This window comes from Secundilactobacillus folii, assembly GCF_009720675.1.
Lineage (GTDB): Bacteria > Bacillota > Bacilli > Lactobacillales > Lactobacillaceae > Secundilactobacillus > Secundilactobacillus folii.
The window spans coordinates 1-1,264 of sequence record NZ_WNJO01000033.1; the positions used below are offsets into that span (position 1 = coordinate 1).

The window sequence follows — 1,264 nt, forward strand, 5'->3', positions numbered from 1 at the left end:
CGTAAATTGCAAGAACAAGTTAGCCACCTAGATTGGGCCGGGTCGAGATGTCCTGTTATCTTATAGTATTGGTTAGCTAGCCACTGCCGCCTTGGCGGCGTGGCGCCGGACTCGCTTGCATTCGGCACTGAAGACTTCCTCGGTGGTCCGATAGTCTTGGTTGCGTCGTGGCAGTTGGTTGATCTTAGCTTCGACTTTGGCCACAGCGGCGGGACTCACAGTATCTAGTGACTGGCCCTTAGGAAAGTCTCTGCGTACCATCTTGTTGTGAACCTCGTTGGTACCCCGTTCACTGGATCGGTATGGATGTGCGTAGTAGACCGTCGCCACGCCATTCAGTACTGATTCAAGCTCGGCAAACTCGGAGCCGTTGTCTGCCGTGATGGTCTTGATGATGTCCCCGTATTCACCGATGATACCGCGCATCGCGTAATTCACCGAATCAGCATCACGCCCGTCGATCAAGCGCATGAATTGGAAGCGTGATTTACGCTCAATCAGGGTCATGATGACACTCTCTTGGCCGTTGCGCTTGCCTACGATCGTGTCGAGTTCAAAGTGACCAAACTCACGTCGGCTCTCGACTCGCTTAGGCCGCTCATCAATACTTCTGCCTTGAAGCATGCGCTTGTGAGTCGTATTGGCATTTCGTTTCGTACGCCGGCTGGTTTGCTCGAGCAGATCAATGTTCTTGATCTCCAGTAGCTGCGCCTCGATATAGCTGTAAAGCGTAGCCGTGCAGACCATTTCGGCCGGTTGGTAGAGCTTGTCGTGCTTCGCTCGCCCAACCACCGCATCGGGAGACCACCCGTCCTCCTTGAAACGTGCGGTGAAGTAAGCAATGAAGTCAGCTGCCTGCGTCAGCTTGAGTGGTCGGTGACAGCGGCGCCGGTTCTCAACGTATCGCGCCTGTGCGGCCTCAGGGCTATATATACGTGAGTACTGGCGTTGCCCATTGACCTTCTTGACCTGATCGATCTCGCCGCGAGCAAGCTCATTAGCCACCGTTTGACGGCAAACGCCGATCACCTTTGCGATGTCGCGATTAGACTTCTTCTCAGCATGTAAAGCGGCAATTTGACCGCGTTCTACGGCAGTAAGATGGTGACCCTTTGGGCGAGACATGGTAAGCTGTTCTTGCATCAAGACGATACCTCTTTCATTGTTTGTGTAGGAACTTCAATGATAACAGGTCGTATCGACTTGGTGTTTTTATTTTTTCCGCTCGACGACGATAGTGGCTAACTTGATTCTAAAACGCGGG

General features: G+C 52.9%; 1 protein-coding gene. It reads right to left on the reverse strand.

Translation table 11 applies throughout. The annotated features are described in order from the left end of the window. Positions 1-72: 72 nt before the first annotated feature. Positions 73-1,143: an IS30 family transposase gene (locus GM612_RS12155; RefSeq protein WP_131470429.1), complete on the reverse strand. Its 1,071-nt coding sequence runs from the start codon at positions 1,141-1,143 to the stop codon at positions 73-75. Between the last annotated feature and the right edge of the window lie 121 nt (positions 1,144-1,264).